General features: G+C 69.6%; 17 protein-coding genes and 1 riboswitch. Of the genes, 10 read left to right on the top strand and 7 right to left on the bottom strand.

Annotated elements, in window-relative coordinates; translation table 11 throughout:
• Window positions 1-24 precede the first annotated feature (24 nt).
• The 3 genes from ASE43_RS11690 to ASE43_RS11700 all read right to left on the bottom strand — a co-directional run bounded on the left by ASE43_RS11690 (window position 25) and on the right by ASE43_RS11700 (window position 4,155).
• Window positions 25-405: an acyl-CoA thioesterase gene (locus tag ASE43_RS11690; RefSeq protein WP_057160570.1), complete on the bottom strand. Its 381-nt coding sequence runs from the start codon at window positions 403-405 to the stop codon at window positions 25-27.
• 234 nt (window positions 406-639) lie between these two features.
• On the bottom strand, window positions 640-1,656 hold the full coding sequence (locus tag ASE43_RS11695; RefSeq protein WP_057160571.1) for a ribonucleotide-diphosphate reductase subunit beta: 1,017 nt from the start codon (window positions 1,654-1,656) through the stop codon (window positions 640-642).
• A gap of 153 nt (window positions 1,657-1,809) precedes the next feature.
• Complete coding sequence (locus tag ASE43_RS11700; protein ID WP_235567237.1) at window positions 1,810-4,155, bottom strand: ribonucleoside-diphosphate reductase subunit alpha; 2,346 nt, start codon at window positions 4,153-4,155, stop codon at window positions 1,810-1,812.
• Window positions 4,156-4,523: 368 nt separating this feature from the next.
• Window positions 4,524-4,806: riboswitch (cobalamin riboswitch) on the bottom strand.
• A gap of 127 nt (window positions 4,807-4,933) precedes the next feature.
• On the opposite strand from ASE43_RS11700, the gene ASE43_RS11705 reads away from it, so the two are divergent.
• From ASE43_RS11705 to ASE43_RS11725, 5 genes are all read left to right on the top strand, one after another.
• Window positions 4,934-7,714: a DUF2339 domain-containing protein gene (locus ASE43_RS11705; RefSeq protein ID WP_057160572.1), complete on the top strand. Its 2,781-nt coding sequence runs from the start codon at window positions 4,934-4,936 to the stop codon at window positions 7,712-7,714.
• Entirely contained in the window at window positions 7,711-9,093 is a 1,383-nt protein-coding gene (locus tag ASE43_RS11710) for a DUF3999 domain-containing protein (RefSeq protein ID WP_057160573.1), read from the top strand. Before ASE43_RS11705 ends, ASE43_RS11710 begins: the two co-directional genes overlap by 4 nt.
• 195 nt (window positions 9,094-9,288) lie before the next feature.
• Window positions 9,289-10,464, top strand: coding sequence for a phosphoglycerate kinase (locus ASE43_RS11715; RefSeq protein ID WP_057160574.1), 1,176 nt, complete (start codon window positions 9,289-9,291; stop codon window positions 10,462-10,464).
• Window positions 10,465-10,466: 2 nt separating this feature from the next.
• Window positions 10,467-11,117, top strand: a complete 651-nt coding sequence (locus tag ASE43_RS11720) for an HAD hydrolase-like protein (RefSeq protein WP_056179412.1) — start codon at window positions 10,467-10,469, stop codon at window positions 11,115-11,117.
• Window positions 11,118-11,340: 223 nt separating this feature from the next.
• On the top strand, window positions 11,341-11,571 hold the full coding sequence (locus tag ASE43_RS11725; protein WP_056179417.1) for a DUF6289 family protein: 231 nt from the start codon (window positions 11,341-11,343) through the stop codon (window positions 11,569-11,571).
• A 394-nt stretch (window positions 11,572-11,965) separates the two neighbouring features.
• On the opposite strand, the gene ASE43_RS11730 is transcribed toward ASE43_RS11725, so the two are convergent.
• Complete coding sequence (locus tag ASE43_RS11730) at window positions 11,966-12,553, bottom strand: GNAT family N-acetyltransferase (RefSeq protein WP_057160575.1); 588 nt, start codon at window positions 12,551-12,553, stop codon at window positions 11,966-11,968.
• A 71-nt stretch (window positions 12,554-12,624) separates the two neighbouring features.
• Here ASE43_RS11730 and pyk point away from each other — a divergent pair, with 71 nt between their 5' ends.
• The 3 genes from pyk (at window position 12,625) to ASE43_RS11745 (ending at window position 16,091) form a co-directional block, all read left to right on the top strand.
• The gene (gene pyk / locus ASE43_RS11735) at window positions 12,625-14,091 is read left to right on the top strand and encodes a pyruvate kinase (RefSeq protein WP_056179421.1); all 1,467 of its coding nucleotides are present in this window, start codon (window positions 12,625-12,627) and stop codon (window positions 14,089-14,091) included.
• Between the two features lie 172 nt (window positions 14,092-14,263).
• Window positions 14,264-15,274: a class I fructose-bisphosphate aldolase gene (locus ASE43_RS11740; RefSeq protein ID WP_056179423.1), complete on the top strand. Its 1,011-nt coding sequence runs from the start codon at window positions 14,264-14,266 to the stop codon at window positions 15,272-15,274.
• A 292-nt stretch (window positions 15,275-15,566) separates the two neighbouring features.
• Window positions 15,567-16,091, top strand: a complete 525-nt coding sequence (locus tag ASE43_RS11745) for a hypothetical protein (RefSeq protein ID WP_057160576.1) — start codon at window positions 15,567-15,569, stop codon at window positions 16,089-16,091.
• A 363-nt stretch (window positions 16,092-16,454) separates the two neighbouring features.
• Here ASE43_RS11745 and ASE43_RS11750 read toward each other — a convergent pair whose 3' ends face one another.
• Window positions 16,455-17,198 carry a DUF6498-containing protein gene (locus ASE43_RS11750; RefSeq protein ID WP_343123559.1) on the bottom strand — a complete coding sequence of 248 codons (744 nt, stop codon included), beginning with the start codon at window positions 17,196-17,198 and terminating at the stop codon, window positions 16,455-16,457.
• Window positions 17,110-18,066, bottom strand: coding sequence for a cysteine synthase A (gene cysK, locus ASE43_RS11755; RefSeq protein WP_056179432.1), 957 nt, complete (start codon window positions 18,064-18,066; stop codon window positions 17,110-17,112). Before cysK ends, ASE43_RS11750 begins: the two co-directional genes overlap by 89 nt.
• Window positions 18,067-18,350: 284 nt before the next feature.
• Between cysK and ASE43_RS11760 the strand changes: the two genes are divergently transcribed.
• Window positions 18,351-19,448, top strand: a complete 1,098-nt coding sequence (locus ASE43_RS11760; RefSeq protein WP_056179435.1) for an efflux RND transporter periplasmic adaptor subunit — start codon at window positions 18,351-18,353, stop codon at window positions 19,446-19,448.
• A 49-nt stretch (window positions 19,449-19,497) separates the two neighbouring features.
• A complete protein-coding gene (locus ASE43_RS11765) occupies window positions 19,498-22,623 on the top strand; it encodes an efflux RND transporter permease subunit (RefSeq protein WP_057160578.1) in 3,126 nt (1,041 codons plus the stop codon).
• A gap of 34 nt (window positions 22,624-22,657) precedes the next feature.
• Here the strand turns inward: ASE43_RS11765 and ASE43_RS11770 are convergent, their stop codons facing one another.
• A complete protein-coding gene (locus tag ASE43_RS11770; RefSeq protein ID WP_057160579.1) occupies window positions 22,658-23,047 on the bottom strand; it encodes an Imm10 family immunity protein in 390 nt (129 codons plus the stop codon).
• Between the last annotated feature and the right edge of the window lie 45 nt (window positions 23,048-23,092).

Here is a 23,092-nt window from a genome sequence, read left to right on the forward strand (position 1 = left end):
GCGCGTCAATCGACGACTGCGGGTTCAGTCCGCGGCGGAATCCAGTGCGGGCACCGGCGTCGGCACGCCGTCGCGATCGAGCGCGATCATGGTGAAGCGCCCGCGCGTGGCCAGTTGCGATTCGCCGCTGAGCAGGTCCTCGCAATGCATCTCGACCTCGACCTGCATCGAGGTGCGGCCCACCGAGACCACGCGTGCGATCAGCTCCACCAGCGCGCCCTTGGGCACCGCGGTGTGGAAGTCGATCTGTTCCGAGCGCGCGGTCACCACCGTGCGCCGCGCGTAGCGCGAGGCGGCGACGAAGGCGGCCTTGTCCATCCAGGCCAGGGCCTGGCCGCCGAACAGGGTGCCCAGGTGGTTGGTGTGGTCGGGAAAGACGATTTCGATGATGCGGGCTTCGGTCATGGGTTTGTTTCCCGGCGGAGCGAGGAGAGCGACGTCGTAGCGAACAGTTCCCTCTCCCGCTTGCGGGAGAGGGTTAGGGTGAGGGGCGCTTTTGCTTTAGCGGCTAGGAATCAAAGCAGAGGCATTCGCGCCGTTGGCGCTCACGCCCTCACCCCAACCCCTCTCCCGCGAGCGGGAGAGGGGCTTTAAGCAGGTCGGAGAGGTTTCGGCGCGCGGGTATCTCACCCGCCTAAATCAAAACGCCTCGTCGAACGCCACTTCGCCCTGTACGCCGACCTGATACGCCGAGACCCGGCGCTCGAAGAAGTTGGTCACTTCCTGCACGTCCTGCAGGTCCATGAAGCCGAAGGGGTTGGTGGCGCCGAAATGCTTGGGCATGCCCAGCTGGGCCATGCGCTGGTCGGCGCAGTACTCCAGGTACTGGCGCATGTCCTTCAGCGACAGGCCGACCACGCCGCCGGACAGCACGTCCTGGGCGAACTGGAGTTCGCAGTTCACCGCGTCCTCGAACATCTTCACCACCTGCGCGCGCAGGTCGGCGTCGAACAGGTCGGGCTCTTCCTCGCGCGCGGTGCGGATCACCTCGAACGCGAACGCCATGTGGCAGCTTTCGTCGCGGAACACCCAGTTGGTGCCCGAGGCCAGGCCGTTGAGCAGGCCGCGCGAGCGCAGGTAATAGACGTAAGCGAAGGCGGCGAAGAAGAACAGGCCCTCGATGCAGCCGGCGAAGCAGATCAGGTTGAGCAGGAACTGGCGGCGCTGCTCGCGCGTCTCGATGCGCTTGATCTCCTGCACCGAGTCGATCCAACGGAAGCAGAACTCGGCCTTGGCGCGGATCGAGGGAATGTTCTCGACCGCGTCGAAGGCCTTGGCGCGCTCGTTCGGGTCGGGTAGGTAGGTGTCGAGCAGGGTCAGGTAGAACTGCACGTGCAGCGCTTCCTCGTACAGCTGCCGCGACAGGTACATGCGCGCCTCGGGCGCGTTGATGTGCTGGTACAGGTTCAGCACCAGGTTGTTGGCCACGATGCTGTCGCCGGTGGCGAAGAACGCGACCAGGCGTTCGACCAGATGCCGCTCGGCCGGGCCGAACTTGTGCTTGAGGTCGTTGACGTCCTGCGAGAAATCGACCTCTTCGACGGTCCAGGTGTTGCGGATCGCGTCGCGGTACATCTCGTAGAAATGCGGGTAGCGCATCGGCCGCAGGGTGAGATCGAAACCGGGGTCGAGCAGGCGAGGCGGGGCGAGGGACATGGGATTTCCTTGAATTGCTTTCCTTCTCCCGCGAGCGGGAGAAGGTGCCCGGAGGGCGGATTAGGGCGCTCGACAATCGGCTACGGCGCGAGTCGCAGGGCGGCCCTCACCCCAACCCCTCTCCCGCGCGGCGGGAGAGGGGCTAAAGCGGGTTTACTGGCAGGCTTCGCAGGACTCGGGGTTTTCCAGCGAGCAGGCGATCGCCTCGTCCTGGGTGTACTCCGGCTTGGGCGCGGCCACCGGCGCGCTGACCGTGCTCTTGGCGATCTTGGTGGCCGGACGCGAACGCAGGTAATACGTCGTCTTCAGGCCCTTCTTCCAGGCGTACATGTACATCGAGCTGAGCTGGCCGATGTTCGGGCTTTCGATGAACAGGTTCAGCGACTGGCTCTGGTCGATGTAGGCGCCGCGCTCGGCGGCCATGTCGATCAGCGAGCGCATCGGCAGTTCCCAGGCGGTGCGGTAGACCTGGCGCAGCGACTCGGGCACTTCGTGCACGGACTGGATCGAGCCTTCGGCCATCTTGATGCGGTCGCGCATCTCGGCGGTCCACAGGCCGAGCTTCTTGAGCTCCTCGACCAGGTACTTGTTGACCACCAGGAAGTCGCCCGACAGGGTCTCGCGCTTGAACAGGTTGGACACCTGCGGCTCGATGCACTCGTAGCAGCCGGCGATCGAAGCGATGGTCGCGGTGGGCGCGATCGCGATCAGCAGCGAGTTGCGCAGGCCGTGCTCGGCGATGCGCGTGCGCAGGGTTTCCCAGCGCTCCGGCTGCGACGGGGTCACACCCCAGGCTTCGAACTGCAGCTCGCCGACGCTGGCGCGGGTGTCGTCGAAGGACGGGTGCTTGCCGTGCTCCATCGCCAGCTCGTTGGAGGCCGACAGGGCGTGGAAGTAGATCGCCTCGGCGATCTCCTGGGCCAGCTTGCGCGCCGGCTCGGAGTCGAAGGCCAGGCGTAGTTTGAAGAACACGTCCTGCAGGCCCATGCTGCCCAGGCCGACCGGGCGCCACTTCAGATTGGCGCGGCGCGCGGTCTCGATCGGGTAGAAGTTCAGATCGATCACGCGGTCGAGCTGGCGCACGGCCAGGCGCACGGTTTCGGCGAGCTTGTCGAAGTCGAAGGCGCCCTTGCCGTCTTCGTACATCTCGACGTGGTGCGACAGGTTGATCGAGCCCAGGTTGCACACCGCGGTCTCGTCCTGCGAGGTGACCTCGAGGATCTCGGTGCACAGGTTGGACAGGTGGATGACGTTGCCGTCGCGCAGGGTCTGGTTGGACGCGCGGTTGGACTTGTCCTTGAAGTTCATCCAGCCGTTGCCGGTCTGCGCCAGGGTGCGCATCATCCGGCCGTAGATGTCGCGCGCCTTGACCTTCTTGACCGCCAGGCCGGCCGCTTCGGCGGCGTGGTAGGCGCGGTCGAAGGACTCGCCCCACAGATCGGTCAGCTGCGGCACCTTGGCCGGGTCGAACAGCGACCACTCGGCGTCGGCCTCGACGCGGCGCATGAATTCGTCGGGAATCCAGTTGGCCAGGTTGAGGTTGTGGGTGCGGCGCGCTTCGTCGCCGGTGTTGTCGCGCAGTTCCAGGAACTCCTCGACGTCGGCGTGCCAGGGCTCCAGGTACACGCAGGCGGCGCCCTTGCGCTTGCCGCCCTGGTTGACCGCGGCCACCGAGGCGTCCAGCGTCTTCAGCCAGGGCACGATGCCGTTGCTGAGGCCGTTGGTGGAACGGATCAGCGAGCCGCGCGAGCGGATGCGCGTGTAGCTCAGGCCGATGCCGCCGCTGAACTTGCTCAGCTTGGCCACGTCCATGTAGCGCTTGTAGATCGCTTCCAGCGAATCGTCGGGCGAATCGAGCAGGAAGCAGCTCGACAGCTGCTCGTGGGTGGTGCCGGCGTTGAACAGGGTAGGCGAGGACGGGATGTAGTCGAGCTGGGCCATGCGGCGGTACAACGCGAGCGCGTCGCCGACATCCTCGCTGAGGGCGCAGGCGATGCGCAGGAAGAACTGCTGCGGGGTCTCGATCACGGTGCGCGCGGTCGGATGGCGCAGTAGGTAGCGGTCGTACAGGGTGCGCAGGCCGAAGTAGTCGAAGCGCGCGTCCAGGCTGCGGTCGATGGCGTCGTTGAGCTTGCGCGCGTTGGCCTGCACGAAAGTCAACAGGCGGTCGTTGATCAGGCCCAACTCGTGGCCGCGCACGACCGACTGCGAGAACGCGTGGATCTCGATGCCGGCGACTTCCTTCTCGATCACGTTGCTGAGCAGGCGCGCGGCGAGGCGGCCGTACTCGGGCTCCTCGGCGGTGAGCAGGGCGGCGGTGCGGATCGATAGTTCGTCCAGCTCGCGCGTGGTCGCGCCGTCGTACAGGCCGGAGATGGTGCGGGTGGCCACGCGCATCGGATCGACCGCGTACAGGCCCTCGCCGCAGCGGGTGACCGCGCGCACGATCTTGTTGAGGTCGACCGGTTCGCGGCGACCGCTGCGCTTGGTCACGCTCATGGTGAGGTTGGCCGCCGGCGGGGTCAGGGCGAAGCCGGGCGCGGCGTCGGGCTTGCGCGCCGATGCCTCGGCGACGGTGGGGGCGGGGGAGGTGCTCGCAACGGCGGGCGCTTCGGTGGTGGTGGTCATAGGGGCTCCGATGCGTGGGCGCACGGGTCGTCGGCCTTCCCACGAGGGCCGACGTGCGCGGACGCAGACGCAACGCCGAGGGTCGGCGTTGCGGCTTGCGCCCCCGCGGGCGCGAAGTGTTCGAGGATGACGACAGGGTGTCGCGCGGGCCGAGACGGACCGCGGACCGCGACGGCGAACCGTGGCGGGGCGACACCGGCCGTCTTCCCCCGAAGACTCCTGAGCCGGTACCGCGCGGTGTGCGACGCGCGGTTGTCGGCAGGTCTTCGGGCTCGGGACTTGTAGCCAGGAACGAGTCGGGAGCAACGAGTAACGAATGGGTGCTCGTTACTCTCGACTCGTTCCTGCTACGCCTACTGGCGGCCGCTTCCCAGGCGCCGGGCGCCCAGTGCAATGACCGCGTTCGTTTCCCATACCGCTGCGGGGCAGCGCCGGCTTTGTCGCCGCCCTTTCGGGGCGGGTCCGCACCGGCTTCCCTTTTAAGCCGATCTCGCGATCGGCACCGACAGGCACAACATATTAGGGGTGCCCCGATCCGTCAACACGATATGTGGTGAGCGACCGCAGATTCGCAACAAAAACTTCGGCGCCGTTGCGGCGCCGCGCTTGGTGTTAACGTGCGTGGCGACAAGGACAGGGATGGGGCGCGATGGAGGGTCTGTTGGCGTTGTTGGTGCTGGTGCTGCTGGCCGTGCCGGTGCTGTTGATCATCGCCTTGGTATCGATCTCCGGGCTCAAGGCCCGGGTCGGGCTGTTGGAGGCGCGCATCGCCGAACTCGCGCAGCGCGCCGCCGCGCGGCCGACGGCGGCCGTCGCTGTGGCCGAAGAGCAGCCCGGCGAGCGCGAACCGACCCTGGGCGAGCTCATGCGCGACGCGCCGCTGCCGCCCGCACCCGTATCGCCGCCGCCCAGCCCCGTCTCGAGCACGCCCCCGGGCCCGCCGCCGCGCACGATTCCCGGCGAACCAGCCGCTCCGACGCCGGCGGCCGAACCGGCCTCGGCGCTGCCGCCGCCGTTGCCCGCCTCGGCGCCGCGTCCGATCTTCGAGGAGTCGCCGCGCGCCGAGCCCGCCCGCGCCGCGCGCGCCCAGGTGCGCGCGCCCGCGCAGCCGGATCCTATCGAGCGCATGGTCGGCGCGGTCAAGCGCTGGTTCACCGAAGGCAACGTGCCGGTCAAGGTCGGCATGCTGGTGCTGTTCGCCGGCGTGGCCGCGCTGCTCAAGTACGCCACCGATCAGGGCTGGATGCGCTTCCCGATCGAGTTCCGCCTGGCCGGCATCGCCCTGGCCGCGCTGGCCGGGCTGGTGTTCGGCTGGCGCCAGCGCGAACGCAAGCGCAGCTTCGCGCTGAGCCTGCAGGGCGGCGCGATCGGCGTGCTGCTACTGGTGGTGTTCGCGGCGTTCAAACTGTACGGGCTGATCGAGGCCGGGCCCGCGTTCGCGCTCAGCATCGTGCTGGTCGCCGGCGCCGGCGTGCTGGCGGTGCGCCAGAACGCGATCGCGCTGGCGCTGCTGGGCATCTTCGCCGGCTTCATGGCGCCGATCTGGCTGTCGACCGGGCAGGGCAACCATGTCGCCTTGTTCAGTTACTACGCCGTGCTCAATGCGGCGATCTTCGTGATCGCCTGGTGGCGGCCGTGGCGCGCGCTCAACCTGCTCGGCTTCGTGTTCACCTTCGGCATCGGCACCGCCTGGGGCGTACTGCGCTATCGCAGCGCGGACTTCGCCAGCACCGAACCCTTCCTGCTGCTGTTCTTCGTCTTCTATCTGCTGATCCCCATCCTCTACGCCTGGCGCCAGGCCGCGGGACGGCGCGATTTCATCGACGGCTGCCTGGTGTTCGGCACGCCGCTGGTCGCGTTCTCGCTGCAGGCCGGCCTGCTCGAAGGCGAGCGCATGCCGCTGGCGTTCTGCGCGCTGGGCCTGGCCGTGCTGTATGCGGCGCTGGCCTGGTGGCTCAAGCGCCGCGAGCACTTCGTTGCGCTGGCCACGCCGTATGCCTTGCTCGCGGTCGGTTTCGCGACCCTGGCCGTGCCCTTGGCGCTGTCGGCGCAAACCACCGCCTGCGTGTTCGCGGTCGAAGGCGCGGCGCTGGTGTGGCTGGGCCTGCGTCAGCAGCGCATCTTGCCGCAGCTGGCCGGCCTGGCCTTGCAGCTGTTCGCCGCCGGCGGTTTCCTGATCGGCATCAGCGACGGCCCCGAACCGCTGACCGCGGTGCTCAACGCGCGCTTCATGGGTGCCTTGCTGATCGCGCTGGCCGGTTTCGCCAGCGCCTGGAGCTATCGCCGCGCCGAGCAGCGCAATCCGGCCTTGATGTATTACCTGTGGGGCCTGGCCTGGTGGTGCGGCAACGCCTGGGGCGAGTTCGACCGCTTCCTGCTGTCCGACTTGCGCGCCGACGCCAGCCTGGCCTTCGTCGCGTTCACCGCCTGGCTGGCCGCGGAAGCCTACCGCCGCCTGCCCACGCGCGCGCTGTCGTGGACGGTCGCGCTGGGCCTGGCCGCGGCCTTGCCGCTGGCGCTCGTGCAGGAAACCGCGCATCTGCATCCGTTCGCCGGTTATGGCCTCGCCGCCTGGTTGGTGTACGCGCTCGCGGGCTTGCGCGCGCTGCGCTGCCTGCGCGATCGCGCCGGCGCTGAGCTCGCGTTCGCGCACGCGGCCTGGCTGTGGGCCTGGCCGCTGGCGGCCAGTCTGTCGCTGCACGAGTTCGTCGGCCGCGCCACCGTCGGCGACGGCTGGACCTGGGCCGCGCTTGCGCTGCCGTTCCTGCTGATGGCGGCGGCCCTGCAGTGGCGGCCCGAAGCCGTCGCGCCGCCGCTGAGCGAGCGCTTCCGGCAATGGCGCGGCGTGGTCCAGGGCAGCTTCGTGTTCGCTCTGGCGCTGGGCGCCATCGTCGTGCTGGGCCAGCCCGGCGGCAGCGCGCCGCTGCCCTGGGTGCCGCTGCTCAATCCGCTGGACCTGATCCAGCTCGCGGTGCTGGCGCTGTTCGCGTTCTGGCTGGCCTCGCCGTCGGCGCCGGACGATCTGCGCGCGCGCCGGGTGCCGCTGCTCGCGGCCGCGGGCTTCGCCCTGATCACCGCGATCACCCTGCGCGCCACCCACCACTGGGGCGGCGTGCCTTGGGATGGGTCGATGTACCGCACCGGCCTGGTCCAGACCAGCCTGACCGTGGTCTGGAGCCTGCTCGGCGTGCTCGGCTGGGTGATCGGCTCGCGTCGCGGCCAGCGTGGGCTGTGGCTGGCCGGCGCGGTGCTGATGGCGGTGGTGCTGGCCAAGCTGGTGTTCGTCGACCGCACCCACCTGGGCAACCTGCTCGGAATCGCGTCCTTCATCGCTTACGGCCTGTTGTGCACCCTGGTCGGTTACCTCGCGCCGGCGCCGCCGGCGACGAGCGATGCACCCGCAGAGCCCCCTTCGGAGATGTCGGCATGAGCCTGGTCCGCGCAGTAGCGAGCATCGCCTTCGTCTTGTGGCCCGCGCTGGGCCTGGCCGGGCCGCGCGACGACTATGCCCAGCAATGGCCCTTGCAACTGAGCAGCGCGGACGCGGGCGCTTACCGCGTCGTGCTGGACGATGCGGTCTATCTGCAGGCGCGCCAGTCCGGCCTGCGCGACGTCGACGTGATCGACGGCACCGGCAATCCGGTGCCCGCGGCGATTTACCGGCCTGGCGCCAACGACGTGCGCGCGACCAGCAAGGTCAGCCTGCCCTGGTTCGCCTTGCCCGCGCGCGCGGCCGGCGGCGCGCAGGACTGGCAGCTGGTCAGCGAGGTCGAGGCCGACGGACGCCTGCGCCGGGTCGAGGCGCGCGGCATCGGCCGCGCCACTGCGACCGGCCCGCAGACCGCCTTGCTGATCGACGCCAGCACCGTGCGCACGCCGATCCGCGCGCTGGAGCTGGATTGGGCGCCGGGCACCGCGCTGGACGCGGCTTATCGGGTCGAGGCCAGCGACGATCTCGAGCGCTGGCGCGAGGTCGCCGCGAACGGGCGCCTGGTCGACCTGGAGCAGGGCGGTCGGCGTTTGCTGCAGCGCCGAATCGCGTTCGAGACCAATGGCTTGCGTGCGCGCTATCTGCGCCTGAGCCCGCTTAATCCCGATGCGGTGGCGCCGATCCGCGCGGTCAGCGCCGAGCTCAGCGCCAGTGCCGATCCCGCGCCGCTGCGCTGGCGCCAGCTCAAGGGCCAGCGCCTGGCCGCCGAAGGGGCCAAGGACAAGGGCGCGCGTTTCGAATTCGAACTCGACGGCCGCTTCCCGATCCAGCGCATCGACGTCGCGCTGCCCGGCAACTACGCGGTGCGCTGGACCCTGGAAAGCCGCGACCAGACCGATGCGCCTTGGCAGCGCCGCCTGGACACCTGGACCGCCTTCCGGGTCGGCGCCGACGGTCGCTCGTCCTCGCGCGCCTTGACGGCGCGTACCGACGACCGCTATTGGCGCCTGCGCGCCGATGCGGCGGTGCCGGCCGAGCCGACCCTGCGCCTGGGTTATCAATCGGAGATGGTGGTCTTCATCGCCCAGGGCGCGCCGCCTTACGCCCTGGTCGCCGGCAGCGCGCGCACCGCACGCGACGATCTGCCGCTGCCGCAGGCGATGATGGCGCTGCAACAGGGCCGCGGCGCCGATTGGCGCCCGGCCGAGGCCAGCCTGGGTGCGATGAAGGCCCTGGCCGGCGCGGCCGCGCTGCAGGCGCCGGAGCCCGAGCGCAACTGGCGCACCTGGCTGCTGTGGGCGGTGCTGGTGCTGGGCGCGCTGGTGGTCGCCGGCTTCGCTTTCAGTCTGTTGCGCGGGAGCGCGCCGCCGGCGGCGTGATTTGGAGAGCCGGGATTCGGGAATCGGGAATCGGGATTCGTTACGGCAAGAGCAAAAGCCCGCAAACGCGGGCTTTTTTGCTTTTTCGAATCACAAATCCCGAATCCCAAATCCCGGCCTTTACACTATCGGGCTACGGCGGCCGACCCTGCGCGCGCCGCCTTCCCCCTTATGTCCGTGCCCAGGAGGCCTTACGTGTCCATCGTCCGCATGACCGATCTCGATCTCGCCGGCAAGCGCGTGCTGATCCGAGAAGATCTCAACGTGCCGATCGACGCCGGCCGCATCACCTCCGAACAACGCATCCTGGCGGCGCTGCCGACCCTGAGGCTGGCGCTGGAAAAAGGCGCGGCGGTGATGGTGACCTCGCACCTGGGCCGGCCCAAGGAAGGCGTGTGGAGCGAGGCCGATTCGCTGGCGCCGGTGGCCGCGCGCCTGTCGCAGCTGCTGGGCATTGAGGTGCCGCTGATCAAGAACTGGGTCGACGGCGTGGACGTGCACCCCGGCCAGTTGGTGCTGCTGGAGAACTGCCGCATGAACGTGGGCGAGGGCAAGGACGACGAAGCCCTGTCCAAGCAGTACGCCGCGCTGTGCGACGTGTTCGTGATGGACGCCTTCGGCACCGCCCACCGCGCCCAGGCCTCGACCCACGGCGTGATCCGCCAGGCCAAGCTCGCCGCCGGCGGCCCGCTGCTGATGGCCGAGCTCGATGCGCTGGCCAAGGCCTTGGACAACCCGGCGCGTCCGCTGCTGGCGATCGTCGCCGGCTCCAAGGTCTCGACCAAGCTGGAGCTGCTGTCCTCGCTGGTCGGCAAGGTCGATCAGCTGATCGTCGGCGGCGGCATCGCCAACACCTTCATCGCCGCGCTCGGCCACAAGGTCGGCAAGTCGCTGGTCGAAACCGACCTGATCGGCACCGCCACCCAGATCATGGCCGACGCCAAGGCGCGCGGCGCCGATATCCCGGTGCCCACCGACGTGGTGGTGGCGCCGGCCTTCGCCGCCGACGCGCCGGCCACGGTCAAGGCGGTGGACGCGGTGGGCGATGACGACATGATCCTCGACATCGGCCCGGACACCGCCGCGCGTTACGCCGAGCTGATCAAGAACGCCGGCACCGTGGTCTGGAACGGCCCGGTCGGCGTGTTCGAGTTCGACGCCTTCGGTCACGGCACGCAGGCCCTGGCGCGCGCGATCGCCGCGTCCAAGGCGTTCTCGATCGCCGGCGGCGGCGACACCCTGGCAGCGGTCGACAAGTACGGCATCGCCGACGACGTCAGCTACATCTCCACCGGCGGCGGCGCCTTCCTCGAGTTCCTCGAAGGCAAGGAACTGCCGGCGGTCGCCGCGCTCAAGCAGGCGGGCGCCTGAGCGTGGCCGCGGCCACGCCGACGCTGTTCTTCGACCTCGACGGCACCCTGATCGACTCGGCGGTCGGCATCACCCGCTGCGTCGCCCATGCGTTGACCCGGATGGACCAGCCGGTGCCGCCCGAGTCGGAACTGCGGCGCTGGATCGGCCCCTCGCTGCGCACCAGCTTCGGGCCGTTGTTCGCCGAGCCGGCCCAGGTCGAACGCGCGGTCGAGCACTACCGCGAGCGCTTCGAGAGCCACGGCTGGGCCGAGCACGAGGTCTACGCCGGCATCGAACAGACCGTGGAATCGCTGCATGCGGCCGGCCATCGCCTGGCGATCGTGACCGCCAAGAACGAGCCGCACGCGCGCAAGATCATCGAGCACCTGCCGTTCGGGCACCGCTTCGACGACGTGATCGGTTCGACCATGGACGGCAGCCTCAGCGACAAGCCCGAGCTGATCGCCGAGGCGCTGCGGCGCTTCGCGCTGACGCCGCAGGACTGCTGGATGATCGGCGACCGGCGCATGGACATCGAGGGCGCGCGCCACCACGGCATGCGCAACATCGGCGTGCTCTGGGGCTTCGGCGGCGAGCACGAACTGCGCCAGGCCGGCGCGCACCTGCTGGCGGCGACGCCGCAGCAGTTGCCGGCGCTGCTCGCGGCCTGAGCCCAGGCCTACGCGACCGCGAGCTGCGCCAGCGCATTCCGTGGCGCAGCATTCCGGACCCGCCGACCGCACCGCGCGTCGGCGCGCGCGGCTGCGGATGTGCCGATGCACGCAATTTGTGCCATTCACGTGCCCTGCTGTGAAGCGGGTCAAGGTTTGCGGCGCGCGCCGGGGGTAGCGTCTAGTTGCGGTCGTCCGATCGCGCAGACACGGAGTCCGCACCATGCGTCGCAAGGGCAGTGTGTTCCGGAATACCTCGATCGCCGTCGCCTTGCTCGGCTTGCTCATGGCCGGCGTCGCCGTCGCCGGGCGCGCCGGCGAAGGCTATTCGGTGATCTATTTCGACGACGCCGGCAACGAGGTCGGCGGCGCCACCGCCAACTGCGGCGGCCAGTACGTGTCCTGGGGCCTGCGTACCGCCCACTACACCCGCAACACCTGGATCTGCGACTGACGCCAGCGTCGCGTTGGTCCCGCAGCCGCGCGCGGCATCGCGCGACGTTCGCGCCACCGTGAGCGCGAAGGCCGCATGCCGCGTCGCCTCCTCTCCCACGTAGGATGCGGTGAGTCCAGCGAACCCCGGTCATCGAGCACGGTCGGCGCGCGCGCTGGGTGCTGGCCTACGACGACGCCGCGCTTCGTGGCAGGACTCACCGCATCCTGCGGTCTCGCGGTGCGCCATCGCTGCTCGCACCCGCACGCCATACCGGCGCCTCGTGCCGGCGCCTCGTAGGATGCGGTGAGCGCAGCGAACCGCATCGTTACGCATTCCCGGCCCAGGCGCTGCGCACCGTAGCTACGCGACGATGCGGTTCGCCTGACGGCTCACCGCACCCTACGGTGCCCGCTCAATCGCCGCGGGCCTGCCACTCGCGCGCGAGCAGGCCGTAGATCGCCGAATCCTGGCATTCGCCGGCGACCTGCCAGCGCTCCAGCAGCACGCCCTCGCGGCGGAATCCCAGGCGCTCCACCAGCCGGCACGAGGCTTGGTTGCGCGGGTCGATGTCGGCCTCGAGGCGGCGCAGCCCCAGGCGGTCGTAGGCATGCTCCATCACCAGCTGCAGGGCCTCCTGCGCGTAACCCCGGCCCCAATGCGCCGACCGCAGCGCATAACCGATCTCGGCCCGGCCCTGTTCGCGATGGATGTCGAACAGGGTCGCCGCGCCGATCAGGCGGTCGCTGTCGCGCAGCGCGATCGCCCAGCACAGCATGCTGTCGTGCGAGCGCGCGGCGATCGCGCGCGCCAGGTAGTCCTCGGCCTGACTGCGCTGGGTCCAGGCCGGGAAGCTCCAATAGCGCATCACCGCTGGATCGGCGTGCAGGGCGTAGAAATCGCCCAGGTCGTCGCTGCGGAAGCCGCGCAGGCGCAGGCGCTCGCCGCGCAGCAGGGGCAGGTCGTCGCGTTCGGCGGATTCGTCTCGGATCGGAGCGGACATGCGGGCGGAACCGATGGAAGGACGCGGCAGCTGTGCTAGCGTGGCCCGCAGTCACGGAACCGCAGTCTGCCATGCTCGCCAATCCTCGTCGCACCAAGATCCTCGCCACCCTGGGCCCGGCCACCGATCCGCCGGGCGTGCTCGACGCCCTGCTGACCGCGGGCGTCGACGTGGTCCGACTCAATTTCTCGCACGGCGATCCGTCCTCGCAGATCGCGCGCGCGACCGCGGTGCGCGAAGCCGCGCAGCGGGTCGGGGTGGAGGTCGGCATCCTGGCCGATCTGCCGGGCCCGAAGATCCGCATCGAGCGTTTCGCCGACGGCAAGGTCTTGCTCAAGGCCGGCGACCGCTTCGACCTGGTCGCCAGCACCGACGCGCCGCCCGGCAGCCTGCGCGAGGTCGGGGTGAGCTACCTGGGCCTGCCCAACGACGTCAAACCCGGCGACGTGCTGCTGCTCGACGACGGCCTGCTGCAGTTGCGCGTGGGCGCGGTCGAAGGCCAGCGCATCGTCACCACCGTGCTCAACGACGGCGCGCTGTCGGACCGTAAGGGCCTGAACAAGCAGGGCGGCGGCCTGTCGCTGGGCGCGCTGACCGAGCGCGACAAGGAGCTGATCGCGGTCGCGGCCGAGCTTGGCGCCGACTTCATCGCGGTCTCGTTCTGCCGCAACGCCGAGGACATGAACGAGGCCCGCAGGATCGCGCGCGCCGCCGGCAGCGACGCCGCGCTGGTGTCCAAGATCGAGCGCGCCGAAGCGATCGAGAACCTGGCCGAAATAGTCGAAGCCAGCGACGTGGTCATGGTCGCGCGCGGCGACCTGGGCGTGGAGATCGGCGACGCCGAGCTGCCCGGCCTGCAGAAGAAGATCATTCGCGAGTCGTTGGCGCGCAACCGCGTGGTCATCACCGCCACCCAGATGTTGCAGTCCATGGTCGACAGCCCGATCCCGACCCGCGCCGAAGTGCTGGACGTGGCCAACGCGGTGATCGACGGCACCGACGCGGTGATGCTGTCGCAGGAATCCGCGGCCGGCCGCTATCCGATCAAGGCGGTGGAGGCGATGGCGCGCATCTGCCTGGGCGCCGAGCGCCAGTTCGACCACGACACCGATTTCGAAGCCGCGCCGCGCAACCTCGAGCGCGCCGACCAGGCGATCGCGATGGCGGCGATGTTCCTGTCCGAGCACATCGGCGTGCGCGCGATCGTGGCCATGACCGAGTCCGGCGGCACCGCGCGCTTCCTGTCGCGCTTCCGCTCCAACTCGCCGATCTACGCCTTCTCGCGCCACGACGGCGCGCGCCGGCGCATGGCCCTGATGCGCGACGTCTACCCGATCGATTTCGACAGCCGCGGCCTGGCCTCGCGCGATGCCGCGCGCAGCGCGGTCAAGCAGCTGTTCGACAGCGGCAAGCTGGCGATCGACGAGCGCGTGATCTTCACCAGCGGCGACACCATGGAACAGCACGGCGCCACCAACACCCTGCGCCTGCTCCAGGTCGGCGCCGGCGGCTGCGCCGAGGGTCTGGGCGAGCTCTGAGCCTGGCCGGGCGTGCCGGCCCGCGGCACACCTTTGCGGTGCCGCGCGGCTCGACTTGAAAACGGTTACCGCCAGGCCCCGCAACGGACTGGCGGGTCTGAACGGCGCGCGGGGGCGGCTGCCGTCGCCAGCCGCTATAATTGCGGGCTTCCCACCGCTCCCCAGGATGTCCATGAGCATCGAACAGCTTGCCGAAACCGCCCAGGCCATGGTCGCCGCGGGCAAGGGCATCATCGCCATCGATGAGTCCAACGCCACCATCGCCAAGCGCTTCGCCGGCGTCGGCATCGAGAACAGCGAAGAGCAGCGCCGCGCCTACCGCGAGCTGCTGCTGAGCACGCCCAAGCTGGGCGACTACATCTCCGGCGCGATCCTGTACGACGAAACCATCCGTCAGTCGACCAAGGCCGGCGTGCCGTTCACCAAGCTGATGGCCGACAACGGCATCATCCCGGGCATCAAGGTCGACAAGGGCCCGCAGCCGCTGGCCGGTTTCCCGGGCGAAGTGGTCACCGAGGGCCTGGACGGCCTGCGCGCGCGCCTGGAGGAGTACTACAAGCTCGGCGCGCGTTTCGCCAAGTGGCGCGCGGTCATCAACATCGGCGACGACATCCCGTCCGGCACCTGCATCGAAGCCAACAGCCACGCCCTGGCGCGCTACGCCGCGCTCTGCCAGGAGCAGGGCCTGGTGCCGATGGTCGAGCCGGAAGTGATCATGGACGGCAGCCACGACATCGACACCTGCTTCGAAGTCACCGAGGTCGTGCTGCGCTCGCTGTTCGGCGCGCTGTACGAGCAGAGCGTGATGCTGGAAGGCACCATCCTGAAGGCCTCGATGGTGCTGCCGGGTTCGACCTGCGACGAGCAGGCTAGCGTCGAGGAAGTCGCCGCCGCCACCCTGCAGTGCCTGAAGTCGACCGTGCCGGCGACCCTGCCGGGCATCGTGTTCCTGTCCGGCGGCCAGTCCGACGAAGCCGCCACCGCGCACCTGGACGCGATGAACCGCATGGGCCCGAATCCGTGGCCGCTGTCGTTCTCCTACGGCCGCGCCATGCAGTCGGCCGCGCTCAAGCTGTGGTCGCAGGACCTGGTCAACAACGTCGCCTCGGCGCAGCAGACCGTGTTCGCGCGTGCGCGCGACAACGGCCTGGCCGCGCTGGGCCAGTGGCAGTCGGCCGCGTAATCCCGTCGCCCGCTGTAGCGAAAACGCCGGCCTCGTGCCGGCGTTTTCCGTTCCGTTTCCCTACTCCCGCGAGCGGGAGGAGGGCGCGCGCGGCGACCGATGAAGCGCGCACGCAACGCGCTTGCGCGTCCCCGCCCAGTTTTCCAGAGCCGGCAGGGCAGGGGCCGGCGAACCTCGACCGTCATGCGCCGGCGGCGCGCGCATCCCCGCCCCGCCTAGCGCTATCGGGCTAATCGGGTCTCCCGCCAAAGCCGAGTAGACTGAGGCCAGTCGATGCGGGAGGCAGCGCGGCATGGCGGATTCCAAGAAGGTCGCGATTTCCCCGGAAGCCGCCGCGGCGGTCGCGCGTGGCGATCTGATCGCCGCGATCAAGCTGGTGCGCGACGCCAATGGCCGGATCGAACTGCGCCTGGCCAAGGAAGCGGTCGAGGCCTGGCGCGACAGCCGACCCTTGCCCAGCGGCGGCACCTCGTCCCACGCCACGTCCAAGCCCAAGGCCGCGCCGACGGCGCAGGGCGGCCTGCCCGCGGCCGCCTTGCTGGCCCTGTCGCAGGGCAAGACCATCGAAGCGATCAAGGTCCTGCACCAATCCGGCGTGGACCTGCGCACGGCCAAAGAGCGCGTCGACGCGCATCTGCACGCGCACACCAAGACTGCAACGGTGGCGCACAATGCCGCCAGCGCGCGCCCCAGTGTGATCTCAGTGCGCACGCCGACCGTGCAGCACGACGAAAGCGACCGCAAGCTGGTGGTGTACGCCCTGCTGGCCGTCGCGATCGCGACGGTCGGCTATCTGTGGGAAGCGGGCTGGCTGTAGACGCCCGCGAAGCTCGGACTCGACCGTAAGGGGGTGCAGCGAATCGCTTCGCTGTCGCGGCATCGCGGCGATGCGGTTCGCCGCGCTCACCGCATCCTACGGCCGGTGTCGCGGCTTCGCTTCCTGTAGGAGCGGCGTGAGCCGCGATTGGACTCCACGGGCTCCGCGCAACCCCGCGACTGGGGATCGCGACTCACGCCGCTCCTACACGAGCGCCGGCGCTGGCGTCGCGCTGGATGCCGCAACGCCTCGACTTCGACCGCCCCGTAGGGTGTGGTGAGCGCAGCGAACCGCACCGTGCGACGCTCCAATCGAGCGCTCGATGCGGTTCGCTGCGCTCACCGCACCCTACGAGTCGAACGCCTACTCCTCGCGTGCGGTGTCGCCGCGCGTCGCCGGCCGCTGGAGCGCGGCGCGTTCGGCCATGCGCCGGTCGATCGCGTCCAGGCCCAGGTCCGAGGCGGTCTTGAGCGCGCAGAACACCAGCAGCGCGAACGTGCCGTGGCCGCCGGCGCCGAACAGGATGGTCAGGTGCATCGGCAGCACGCGCAGATAGGGCGTGAACATCAGCGCGCCCAGGTTGGGCCGTCCGCGCAGATCGGCCGCGTGCTGGACCTCGTAGGTCTTGCGCTGCGACAGCGCGAACGAGACGCCGCAGGCCACCAGCACCAGCCAGTCGAACATGCCGGATACGCGGTGCTGGGCGAACAGGAACACCAGATAGCCCAGGTGGAAGAAGCCGTAGTGGAAGACGAAGAAGCGCGCGGTCGAGCGCTTGCCGGCCTCGTTCTCCGGCACCCGCTGGCCGCCGGAGGTGAAGCCCTCGGTGCTGAACTCGCGCAGATTCAGCATGCGCTCGCGGGCGTAGTAGCCCACGATCACGCTCTGTATCCAGTACGCCCACAACAGCCAACCCACGTTCCAGTGCAGCACCAACGCCGCGACCAGGGTCGCGGCGTTGGACAGCAGCAGGTTGCGCGCCGAAGGCTGCATGCGTGCGCGGCTCAGCGCGCGGGACTCAGGACAGGCTGGCCAGCCATTCGTCGTCGGAGCCTTCGTTGACGCCTTCGAACAGGAGGGTGCTGAGGTAGCGCTCGCCGGTGTCAGGCAGCATGGCCAGGATCACCGAGCCCGGCGCCGCGCCTTGCGCGAGCTCGAGCGCTGCGGCCACGGTGGCGCCGGCGGAAATGCCGACGAACACGCCCTCCTCGGCCGCGAGCCGGCGTGCGGTGTCGCGCGCGAGCAGGTCGTCGACCGGCAGGATCGCGTCGGCGGCCTGCGGGTTGAGCACCTCGGGGATGAAGTCCGGGGTCCAGCCCTGGATCTTGTGCGGTTGCCATTCCTTGCCGCTGAGCAGCGACGCGCCGGCCGGTTCGGACACCGTCACGCGCACTTCCGGCCGCGCCAGTTTCAGCATCTCGCCGACGCCGGTCAGGGTGCCGCCGGTGCCCCAGCCGGTGACGAAGTGATCGAGCCGGCGGCCGGCGAAGTCCTGCAGGATTTCGGCCGCGGTGGTCTGGCGGTGATAGGCCGGATTGGCCGGGTTCTGGAATTGGCGGGCGAAGAACCAGCCGTGCTGCTTGGCCAGTTCTTCGGCGCGCCGGACCATGCCGCTGCCGCGCTCGGCGGCCGGGGTCAGGATCACCTTGGCCCCGTACGCGCGCATCAGCTTGCGACGCTCGATCGAGAAGGTTTCCGCCATCGTCGCCACGAACTTGTAGCCGCGCGCCGCGCACACCATCGCCAAGGCCACGCCGGTGTTGCCCGAGGTCGCTTCGACCACGGTGTCGCCGGGCTTGAGCAGGCCGCGCGCTTCGGCGTCGAGGATGATCGCGATCGCCAGGCGGTCCTTGACCGAGCCGCCGGGATTGAAGGATTCGACCTTGGCGTACAAGGTCACGTGCGAGGGCGCGATGCGGTGCAGGCGCACGATCGGCGTGCGGCCTATCGTGTCGAGAATGCTGTCGTGGATCATGGCGTACGGCTCCTGAGCGGGGGCGGGAGTAGGAGTGCAGGCGGGCGGGGCGGGCTAGCGCCGGCCCGAGGCGCGGTTGCGGGCGATCCGCCACATTCGGCAAACCTTACACGCGCCGAGCGGCTTCATCCGGCCACACGGGCATGTCGGGGCTCGCCAGGCGTCAACCAATGGCCCACGCGAACGTTAACGCAGGGCCGCTAGAATCGCCCGGCTGGGCCTACACGCGCCTGTTGCGGCCCTGCGTCCAGCCTCCCTCCCGTGTTCCCCGTTCAGAGAACCGCATGCGCCTTGCCCCCGGATTCCGTGCAGCTTGCTCCCGCGTCGGCTGCACGCTCGTTGTCGTACTGGCCTTGGCGGCCTGCAGCAAGGGCGAGGAACGCCAACCCGGTGGCGGCGGCGACCGGCCGGTGCCGGTGACCATCCAGGCCGCCGCGATGCGGCCCTGGAACGACACCGTGCAAGCGCTGGGCAACGTCAAGGCGCGCGAATCGGTGACCGTGACCGCCAAGGTCAGCGAGACCGTGCAGCGCGTGCATTTCGATAGCGGCGACGTGGTCGCCGCGGGCGCGCCGCTGATCACCCTGACCGGCCAGGCGCAGCAGGCCGCGTTGGAACAGGCCCAGGCCACCGCCAAGGAAGCCGACAGCCTGTACCAGCGTCAGACCGAACTGGCGGGGCAGCAGTTGATCGCGCGCTCGGCCCTGGATACCCAGCGCGCCACCCGCGACGCGGCGCGCGCGCGCGTGGCGCAGATGGCCGCCGATCTCGACAACCGGGTGATCCGCGCGCCGTTCGGCGGCGTGCTCGGCATCCGCCAGGTCAGTCCGGGTTCGCTGGTCACGCCGGGCACGCCGATCGCGACCCTGGACGACACCGCGCGCGTCTACGTCGATTTCCCGGTGCCGGAAACCCTGTTGGCCGACATCGCGCCGGGCCAGCACCTCAGCGGCACCAGCGCCGCCTATCCGGGCCGCGCCTTCGAAGGTCAGGTCAGCACCGTCGACGCGCGCGTCGATCCGACCACGCGCGCGATCACCGTGCGCGGCGACTTCGCCAACGACGACCGCGTGCTGCGTCCGGGCATGCTGGTCCAGATCACCCTGGAGCGTCCGCAGCGCCAGGCCCTGCTGATTCCGGAAATCGCGGTGGTCCAGGTCGGCAACGATTCCTTCGTGTATCGGGTCAAGCCCGACGGCGCGGTCGAGCGCGCCGACGTCAAGATCGGCACGCGCCGCGAAGGTCTGGCCGAGATCGTCGAAGGCCTCAAGGCCGGCGAGCGCGTGGTGGTGGACGGCACCGGCAAGCTGCGCGTGGGCAGCAAGGTGGTCGAGGGCGGCGCCAAGCCGGCCGCGGCCGCGAAGGGCGCCGGCAATGGTTGAGCGCCCGCGCATGGCTTGCCGCTTCAGCGCGTCGCGGGGCTGAGCGACGATGAACATCTCCGATCTCTCGATCCGCCGTCCGGTGTTCGCCACCGTGATGAGCCTGCTGCTGATCACCCTGGGCGTGATGGCGTTCTCGCGCCTGACCCTGCGCGAACTGCCGGCGATCGATCCGCCCATCGTCTCGGTCGACGTGACCTATCCGGGCGCCTCGGCGGCGGTGGTCGAAACCCGCATCACCCAGGTGCTGGAGGATGCGCTGGCCGGCATCGAAGGCATCGAAACCATCGAGTCGCGCAGCGTCAACGGACGCGCCTCGATCAGCATCGAGTTCACCCTGCAGCGCGAGATCGAAGCCGCCGCCAACGACGTGCGCGACGCGGTCAGCCGGGTCACCAACCGCCTGCCCGAGGAGGCCGACCCGCCGCAGATCGAGAAGGTCGAAAGCGACGCCGACCCCATCATCTGGCTCAACATGAGCTCCAAGCAGATGGACACGCTGCAGCTGTCCGACTACGCGGAGCGCTACGTGGTCGATCGCCTGTCGTCGGTGGACGGCGTGGCCCAGGTCCGCATCGGCGGCCAGCAGCGCTACGCGATGCGGATCTGGCTGGACCGCGACGCCCTGGCCGCGCGCGACATCACCGTCAACGAGGTCGAGGCCGCGCTGCGCGCCGAGAACGTCGAGCTGCCGGCCGGACGCATCGAATCGCAAACCCGCGACTTCACCCTGCGCGTGGCGCGCAGCTACCAGAAGCCCGAGGACTTCGCCCAGATTCCGCTGCGCAAGGGCGCCGACGGCTACGTGGTACGTCTGGGCGACGTTGCCAAGATCCAGCTCGACTCGGCCGAGCGCCGCGCCTACTACCGCAGCAACGGCGAGCCCAACATCGGCCTGGGCATAGTCAAGACCTCCACCGCCAACAGCCTCGACGTGGCCCTGGCCGTGCGCAAGGCCGCCGACACCATCCGGCCCTCGCTGCCGCAGGGCACCGACATCTTCGTCGCCTTCGACACCACGGTGTTCATCGAGTCGGCGGTGGAGCGCGTGTATCACACCCTGGCCGAGGCGATCGTGCTGGTGCTGATCGTGATCTGGCTGTTCCTGGGCAGTTTCCGCGCCGCCCTGATTCCGGCGGTGACGGTGCCGGTGTGCCTGATCGCCGCCTTCATTCCGCTGTACCTGTTCGGCTTCTCGATCAACCTGCTGACCCTGCTCGCCCTGGTCTTGTGTATCGGCCTGGTGGTCGACGACGCCATCGTGGTGCTGGAGAACATCCAGCGCCGCGCCGACCTGGGCGAACCCAAACTGGTCGCCGCCGCGCGCGGCACCAAGCAGGTCGCGTTCGCGGTGATCGCGACCACCGCGGTGCTGGTGGCGGTGTTCCTGCCGGTGGGCTTCATGGAGGGCAATACCGGTCGCCTGTTCCGCGAGTTGTCGGTGGCCCTGGCCGGCGCGGTCGCGATCTCGGCGTTCGTGGCGCTAACCCTGACGCCGATGATGTCGTCCAAGCTGGTGCGTCCGCACAGCGAGGAAAAATCCAACCCGATCAATCGCTGGGTCAACGCGCGCCTGGACGGAGTGAGCCGCCGCTACCGGCGCTGGCTCGACCGCAGCGTCGAGCGGCCCTGGTTGTTCGGCATCCTGATGCTGGTCGCGATCGGGCTCAGCTACGGCCTGTTCCGCTACGTGCCCTCCGAGCTCGCGCCGCCGGAAGACCGCGGTTCGTTCCAGATCTCCATCATCGGCCCGGAAGGCGCCGGCTTCGACTACACCGTCAAGCAGGTCCAGCAGGTCGAGAAGATCGTCGCCGCGCACGTCGGCCCGGACAAGACCATCCAGCGCTACAACCCGCGCGTGCCCGGCGGTTTCGGCGCCAGCGAGGAAATGCACACCGGCCGCATCGCGGTGTTCCTGCAGGACTGGGACAAGCGCGACGTCAGCACCGCCGACGTCGCCGACGGCCTGCGCGCCGAACTCGGCCAGCTCACCGGCGTGCGCGCGCTGCCGCAGGTCAGCGGCGGCCTGGTGCGCACGCGCGGCCAGCCGATCCAGATCGTGCTGGGCGGCCCCGAGTACGCCGAGCTCGCCCAGTGGCGCGACAAGCTGCTCGCGCGCATCGAGAAGAACCCCGGTTTCTTCTCCGTCGACTCCGACTACAAGGAAACCCGGCCGCAGATGCGGGTCGAGATCGACCGCCAGCGCGCCGCCGACCTGGGCGTGAGCGTGACCGACATCGGCCACGCCCTGGAAACCATGATGGGCTCGCGCCGCGTCACCACCTTCGTCCAGAACGGCGAGGAATACGACGTGGTGGTGCAGTCGGACAAGGCCCTGCGCGCCTCGCCGGCCGATCTGGCCGCGATCCAGGTGCGCGCGCGCGACGGCGCGCTGGTGCCGCTGTCCAACCTGGTGACCCTGCAGGAGCTGGCCGAGCCGGGCAGCCTCAACCGCTTCAACCGCCTGCGTTCGATCACCATCAGCGCCGGCCTGTCGCCGGGCTACCGCATGGGCGACGCGATCACCTGGCTCAACCAGGCCGTGCACGAGGAACTGCCGGACCAGGCCCAGATCGATTGGAAGGGCGAGTCGCGCGAATACCAGGCCGCCGGCGGCGCGGTACTGCTGACCTTCGCCCTGGCCCTGCTGGTGGTGTACCTGGTGCTGGCGGCGCAGTTCGAAAGCTTCATCCACCCGTTCGTGATCATGCTGACGGTGCCGCTGGGCGTGCTCGGCGCGCTGATCGGCCTGGCCCTGACCGGCGGCACGCTCAACCTGTTCAGTCAGATCGGCATCGTCATGCTGGTCGGCCTGGCGGCCAAGAACGGCATCCTGATCGTCGAGTTCGCCAATCAGCTGCGCGACGAAGGCCGCGCGATCCACGAGGCCATCGTCGAGTCCTCGGCGGTGCGCCTGCGCCCGATCCTGATGACCTCGATCGCCACCGTGGTCGGCGCGATTCCGCTGGTGCTGGCCGGCGGCCCGGGCTCGGCCAGCCGCGCGACCATCGGCATAGTGGTGATCTTCGGCGTGTCGTTCTCGACCCTGCTGTCGCTGTTCATCGTGCCGGCGTTCTACGTGCTGCTGGCCAAGTACACCAAGTCGCCGGAAGCGGTGGCGCACGAGTTGGAGAAGCTGGAGCGCGAGACGCCGCAGGCCGGCGGCCACGCCTGAGTCGGCGCGGGGGCGGTAGGCGCCGCTCCCGCGCTCAGGCCAGTTCGATCGCGCGACCGCTTTCGCATTCGCGCATGCGCTCCAGGATCCGCAGCGCTTCGGCCTTGCCCGCCAATTCGGCGGGCCAGAGCAGACACAGACTGTCCTCGAATTCGAGCAGCGCGCGCCCGGTCTCGTTCAGTCGGACCTCGACCGCGCGTTCGTCGACGAGGATGCGCTGGGCGCCGCCGTAGCCGCCGCGGCTCTGGTCGTCGCGCTCCAGGTAGATCGCGTCCATGCCGTGTTCGCGGTCCTGCGGCTCCACCTCGTAGGCGCAGACGATATGGAGCACGTCCAAGGGATCGCTCTCGGAGACGAAGCCCAGGCTGACCCATAGGCAGTCGTCTTCGCCGGAATGGACTTCCTCGATCGGATAGGTCTTCATCGCCGCCTTTTCTTCCGTGCCCGCGCGCGCCGTTTGCAGCGCGAC

Source organism: Lysobacter sp. Root983 (assembly GCF_001429345.1).
Lineage (GTDB): Bacteria > Pseudomonadota > Gammaproteobacteria > Xanthomonadales > Xanthomonadaceae > Lysobacter.